This window comes from Pseudomonas reidholzensis (assembly GCF_900536025.1).
Lineage (GTDB): Bacteria > Pseudomonadota > Gammaproteobacteria > Pseudomonadales > Pseudomonadaceae > Aquipseudomonas > Aquipseudomonas reidholzensis.
Map to the genome: position 1 here is coordinate 1 of NZ_UNOZ01000043.1, position 6,239 is coordinate 6,239.

Here is a 6,239-nt window from a genome sequence, read left to right on the forward strand (position 1 = left end):
TCCTGTTTACCAATGGCTACCGCCACTGGCGATTTTTCGTGTCTGTTCCGGGTTGGACTCAAGATGATAGTTACCGGGACAACGTGGTAGTCGGGCTGAACGGGGGGTTCTTGCACACAGCCCAGCTTGGAGCGAACTGTCTAAACGGAACGGGACGTGGTGATTTAGGTAAAGCTTCCACCACAACACGGATGCCGCAGGACGGGAACAGGAGAGCGCAAGAGGGAGCCGCCAGGGGGAAACGCCTGGTATCTTTAAGTCCTGTCGGGTTTCGCCACCACTGATTTGAGCGTCAGATTTCGTGATGCTTGTCAGGGGGGCGGAGCCTATGGAAAAACGGCTTCGCCGCGGCCTTATCGTTTCCCTGTTAAGTCTCTTCCTGGCATCTACCAGGAAATTTCCGCCCCGTTCGTAAGCCATTTCCGCTCGCCGCAGCCGAACGACCGAGCGCAGCGAGTCAGTGAGCGAGGAAGCGGAATATATCCTGTATCGCATATTCTGCTGACGCACCGGTGCCGCCTTTTTTCTCCCGCCACATGAAGCACTTCACTGACATTCGCATCCGTGCCAACATAGTAAGCCAGTATACACTCCGCTAGCGCTGCGTGACTGGTTCAGGGCTGCGCCCCGAAACCCGCTAAAAGCCACTGACGCGCCTGCGGCTTGTCCAACCCCGCGCCGACCGGGAAAGGCTTTCCCGCCCGTCCCGGCGTTATCAGGAGGCCGGTTTGTCAGAGAAACGGAACAAGATGCTCACCATGTGGGTGACGGAGGACGAGCACCGGCGGCTGCTTGAGCGCTGCGACGGCAGGCAGCTGGCAGCGTGGATGCGGCAGACCTGCCTGGACGAAAAGCCGGCACGTTCCGGAAAGCTCCCCTCACTCTCGCCGGCGCTGCTGCGCCAGCTTGCCGGCATGGGCAATAACCTGAATCAGATAGCCCGCCGGGTTAACGCCGGCGGCGACACCGGCCATGACAGGGTACAGATTGTGGCGGCGCTGATGGCCATCGATGCCGGGCTTGAGCGGCTGCGGCACGCCGTTCTTGAGAAAGGAACGGACGATGATCGTTAAATTTCATCCACGCGGTCGCGGCGGTGGCGCCGGGCCGGTGGACTATCTGCTGGGTAAAGACCGGCAGCGTGAAGGCGCCAGCGTCCTGCAGGGGAAGCCGGAAGAAGTCCGGGAGCTGATTGACGCGTCGCCTTACGTGAAGAAATACACCTCCGGCGTCCTGTCGTTTGCGGAGGCCGATCTGCCTCCCGGCCAGCGGGAAAAGCTGATGGCCAGCTTCGAGCGGGTTCTGATGCCCGGACTCGATAAAGATCAGTACAGCATTCTGTGGGTGGAGCACGCGGACAAGGGGCGTCTGGAGCTGAACTTTCTGATCCCCAATACCGAGCTACTGACCGGCAGGCGGCTCCAGCCGTACTACGACCGCGCCGACCGACCGCGCATCGATGCCTGGCAGACCATCGTGAACGGCAGACTGGGGCTGCACGACCCGAACGCACCGGAAAACCGCCGGGCGCTGGTCACGCCGTCCGGACTGCCGAAAACGAAGCAGGAGGCCGCAGAAGCCATCACGCGCGGACTGCTGACCCTTGCTTCGTCCGGGGAGCTGAAAAGCCGTCAGGATGTCACTGAGGCGCTGGAACGGTCAGGTTTTGAGGTGGTGCGCACCACGAAAAGCAGTATCAGCATTGCCGACCCGGACGGGGGGCGAAACATCCGACTGAAGGGAGCCATCTATGAGCAGTCTTTTAACGCTGGCGAAGGACTTAGAGCAGCAATCGAAAGCGCGGCAGCAGAGTACCGGCGAGATGCTGAAAGCCGCATTCAGCGAGCACGAGCAGTCTGTCAGAGCGGAACTGAGCGCAAGCGCGAGGAGAATCAGCGACGCCATCCTCGCCCACGAGCAGAGTATGAGCGAGGCGATGGAGAAAAACCGGCGGAGCGTACTGCGGACTGCCGGGCGGACATGGCTCACCATCCTGATGGTGTCAGCGCTGCTGATCGGCACGAGCGGGAGCATTCTGTGGTGGCAGGGGCAGCAGATAACCGACAATTACACGCATCTTCGTCAGCAGGAAGATACCCTGGCGAAAATGACCGCCCGGACGTGGGGAGTGCGCTATCAGGAGAGCAGCGACGGCCGGAGGTTTCTTATCCTGCCGCCGGGGATGCAAACCGAAGCCATCCCTTACGACGGGACGACATGGATCCGCCTGAAACAGGAGTAGCGGAAAATGACAGAGCTGGAAAAGCAGTTGCTGAGCGCATTAGAGCAGCTACAGCAGGACTACTCGCAAAGGCTGGACGAGTGGGAGAGCGCCTTCGAGGAATGGCGGAGCATGTGTGGGCTTATGCAACGGGAGAACGCGATGCTGAACGAGCGCGTGTCGGACTTGAGCACGCAGGTGCTGAGTTTAAGCGAGCAGCTGCGCCGCTTGTCCGGGAACTGAATGCCATCGAGGAGAAGGCTGTACTGGAGTATCAGCGTCAGAACGAGCTGGAGCTGACGCTCCGACAGAAGCAGAAGAGTTTCGATGGTCCGAAGATGAGGTGACAGCCCGCACGAAGAAGGGCTCATCGCGTTCCTGCTAAATAGGCTGACTACCGGAATGGTAGTGACTTATCCCGGAGGAAGTGATGAAAATTCTCAACGTTATTGAAGCCCTGCTGAACTGTTTTTACCTGGTGATGGAGCTGTGTGAGTTTCTGGAGAGGCATTTGCCGGTTTTTAAGGCGTTCGCGCTGATTTTAGTGTGACTTTACGCGCCATGCATCTGGCTGCATGACTATGCAGCAGTGTAATATCCAGCGGCTGCGTTTCCGGTGTTTTTTCGTCATGTCTGTCGCCACTTTCTCGCGTCTGGCACCGGAAACGCAGCCAACCCCGTTTCAGCGGTGCGGGCAACGGATGTTATGGTAAATATTGGTGCTCTGGGATGAAGCGAAAATAGGCTTTTTTTCGCTGTTTTAGCCTGTTCAGGAACGGCAAGAGTAAATATCTGGGAGCATGAAGCTCGTTAACCTGAATGGAGATCCTGATGATGGACAAAGATACCACCACCCTAAAACGCACTTTGGCTCATAATCGAGCCTTAATCGATAGTATTAACCGCAGTGGCATAGCCTGGTGCTATAACACTGAGATTGTACTCGCTGCTTGTGAGGCGATTGAAGCCGAACTACAACGGCGAGGATGTTTGTAACAATAAGAAAACCCGCATCAGCGGGTTTTTTAGTCTCTGAGACGCGCTACCGCTAAATTATTTTTCTCTCTATCCGCCCTGGCTTGCCCCCTACAACCCCATGGAGCACAAGGAGCACAGGGAGAACCATCGAGCACACCGAGCACAACGAGCACCGCCTTCCTCTTGTAAATCATTATTAATCATATAATTAAGAAACTTCATTGTAATATATATTACTTTTTATGTTTTTAAATGTAATGTTTATTGCGATTTAGCTTGTTTTTAACTCTATTTTTTCAGATGAGAACAAGCTGCCAGTCATGAATAACTCTTTGATTTTATTGGTTTTTTTTAATAAATTAGTGTCCATAGACAAACGGGAGACGACTATGTCCGCAAGAGCAAGAAAAGCAGGTAAGAGAAATCAGTCAGAACGACGTCAGGATTTGATTGAAAAATTGTGGGAAGACGACGAAATCGATACTTGGCATCGACTTGAAAATGATGGGTACTCAACAGTTCCACGTTATTTGCCTTTGATAGGCGATCTCATGGATGGTCTGTCAAAAGGATCACCATTATCAACAACCTACTTGGCTTTATGGTTCAGGGTTTCTGATGAGGGTTTGATTGAAATAAGAGATAAAGCAGCACTGGCTTTTGAATCAGGGTTCGCTAGTGAAAGAGGCGTAACTACATGGGCAGGGAGAATGAAAAAGCTAAAAGAACTGGGGTTCATATCCTGTCGTGAAGGCAGCACCGGTGAATTTCATTACGTGTTAATTGTTCACCCATTAGTTGCAGTCAAAAAGCTGCTTGATGAAGGGATTATCCCTAAAGGAAAGACTTATAACATTTTGTCGGAGCGTGTAATTGAGGTGGGAGCCTCTTGGGAGGGTTAAATGGCGGGCACAGTATGGCGTGACATAAGAACGGGAGAGACTGTTTTTCCTATGGGGCACCTGCACCCTCAGAGGTGCTGTGTTGATGTAAACGGTACTTCTGTAGATATAGAAATTAGTTTTGGTTTTCATGTTTTTACTGATGAAAAACAAACCGGAATGCTGATGAAATTTAAGGAGGAACAGAGGTTTTTTTGTAGGGAACGCTATGAGGGCAGCAAAACTATCGTTCACAGAATACTTACAGCGATAGAAAACGGTGAATACATTACAGCATTTATTTCAAAGGGGCAGGGGCAGCGGTATTACCATCTTAGCCATCATGATGACTTCATTTTGATGGAAATAAGAAAGCCTCAAGATAGAAATAATTCTTTGCGTATTCATGTTGTTACAGCTTACACGCTTGATGAATGGGGGACTGTAAATAAAGGACGTAACCTGCGGTTTAGATATGTGCTGGAACAGCGACTGCAGGGAAAGAAGATTGTGTAAAAAACAAAAAGCGCCTAAGGCGCCTTTGTTTTTTGCAGAATTTCGGTCTGGCCTTTCGTTATCCCGCTCACAGGCTGGGAGGGTGTGACCCCCGGCATCAGCACCCCTCTCTCGAGGTTCCGGTTTGTGCTGACAACATTAGTATCCTATTCCACATGTTCGTTGTCAAACTAGCGTACTTTTTGGTGTTCATTGATGTTTATAGGTTGTCATTTACCATCTTTGGGGTTATAAGTGCCTATAGGTTTTCATTGTTTTTTATAGGTGTTCATATGAAGTTGCTTGATAGTAATGAAGTGTGTGAGCTCTTAGGCATCAGTAAGTCCACTTTGTATCGTTGGTGCGGGGTGTCTGAGGATTTTTCTGGCTTGGGTCTAAGTAGCGGTCTTCCTCAGGCTAACGCTTTGAATAGCCGGCTGGCTAAGGCTACTCAGAAATCTTTAGGCTGGGAAAATATGCTCGTTGGGAGGGCATTACAGCAAAAAGCTCTCGGTGTCGAAGAGACGCCAAGCGACTTCCCTCGTCCTTTCAAGATCGGTCGTTCGTTTAAATGGAAAGACGCCGAAATTATGGCTTGGCTTGAAACGCGACGCGTTTGATTGATAGATCTTCTTGAGATCATTTGGATCTCGTCGTAGTCTTTTGTCCTGTAAACGAAAAAACCACCCTGGCAGGTGGTTTTTCGAAGGTTATTTAATCCTGGCAGATTGAATAACCGTGGTAACAGTCTTGTGCGAGACGTGTCACCAAATCTGTCCTTTCAGTGTAGCCTCACTAAGGCCACCACTTCAAGAACTCTGAATACATCTCTCGCACATCCTGTTTACCAATGGCTACCGCCACTGGCGATTTTTCGTGTCTGTTCCGGGTTGGACTCAAGATGATAGTTACCGGGACAACGTGGTAGTCGGGCTGAACGGGGGGTTCTTGCACACAGCCCAGCTTGGAGCGAACTGTCTAAACGGAACGGGACGTGGTGATTTAGGTAAAGCTTCCACCACAACACGGATGCCGCAGGACGGGAACAGGAGAGCGCAAGAGGGAGCCGCCAGGGGGAAACGCCTGGTATCTTTAAGTCCTGTCGGGTTTCGCCACCACTGATTTGAGCGTCAGATTTCGTGATGCTTGTCAGGGGGGCGGAGCCTATGGAAAAACGGCTTCGCCGCGGCCTTATCGTTTCCCTGTTAAGTCTCTTCCTGGCATCTACCAGGAAATTTCCGCCCCGTTCGTAAGCCATTTCCGCTCGCCGCAGCCGAACGACCGAGCGCAGCGAGTCAGTGAGCGAGGAAGCGGAATATATCCTGTATCGCATATTCTGCTGACGCACCGGTGCCGCCTTTTTTCTCCCGCCACATGAAGCACTTCACTGACATTCGCATCCGTGCCAACATAGTAAGCCAGTATACACTCCGCTAGCGCTGCGTGACTGGTTCAGGGCTGCGCCCCGAAACCCGCTAAAAGCCACTGACGCGCCTGCGGCTTGTCCAACCCCGCGCCGACCGGGAAAGGCTTTCCCGCCCGTCCCGGCGTTATCAGGAGGCCGGTTTGTCAGAGAAACGGAACAAGATGCTCACCATGTGGGTGACGGAGGACGAGCACCGGCGGCTGCTTGAGCGCTGCGACGGCAGGCAGCTGGCAGCGTG

At 52.7% G+C, this 6,239-nt stretch carries 5 protein-coding genes; all 5 read left to right on the forward strand.

The annotated features are described in order from the left end of the window. The first annotated feature begins 728 nt into the window (after positions 1-728). The 5 genes from CCOS865_RS27915 (at position 729) to CCOS865_RS28345 (ending at position 5,195) form a co-directional block, all read left to right on the forward strand. On the forward strand, positions 729-1,073 hold the full coding sequence (locus tag CCOS865_RS27915) for a MobC family plasmid mobilization relaxosome protein (protein ID WP_046380542.1): 345 nt from the start codon (positions 729-731) through the stop codon (positions 1,071-1,073). Then, positions 1,063-2,568, forward strand: a complete 1,506-nt coding sequence (gene mbeA, locus CCOS865_RS28915; protein ID WP_046380541.1) for a plasmid mobilization relaxase MbeA — start codon at positions 1,063-1,065, stop codon at positions 2,566-2,568. The genes CCOS865_RS27915 and mbeA overlap by 11 nt, the downstream gene beginning before the upstream one ends. Positions 2,569-3,519: 951 nt before the next feature. Beyond that, positions 3,520-4,101 (forward strand): hypothetical protein, encoded by a 582-nt coding sequence (locus CCOS865_RS27925; protein ID WP_208644578.1) that lies wholly within the window; start codon positions 3,520-3,522, stop codon positions 4,099-4,101. Further along, entirely contained in the window at positions 4,102-4,596 is a 495-nt protein-coding gene (locus tag CCOS865_RS27930) for a hypothetical protein (protein WP_000929317.1), read from the forward strand. 272 nt (positions 4,597-4,868) lie between these two features. Continuing rightward, on the forward strand, positions 4,869-5,195 hold the full coding sequence (locus CCOS865_RS28345) for a helix-turn-helix transcriptional regulator (protein WP_208644579.1): 327 nt from the start codon (positions 4,869-4,871) through the stop codon (positions 5,193-5,195). The last annotated feature ends 1,044 nt before the right edge of the window (positions 5,196-6,239 follow it).

Coding starts and splice junctions, on each gene's coding strand:
- mbeA (WP_046380541.1), top strand. CDS start 1,063: ATGATCGTTAAATTTCATCCACGCGGTCGCGGCGGTGGCGCCGGGCCG.
- CCOS865_RS27925 (WP_208644578.1), top strand. CDS start 3,520: ATGAATAACTCTTTGATTTTATTGGTTTTTTTTAATAAATTAGTGTCC.
- CCOS865_RS27930 (WP_000929317.1), top strand. CDS start 4,102: ATGGCGGGCACAGTATGGCGTGACATAAGAACGGGAGAGACTGTTTTT.
- CCOS865_RS28345 (WP_208644579.1), top strand. CDS start 4,869: ATGAAGTTGCTTGATAGTAATGAAGTGTGTGAGCTCTTAGGCATCAGT.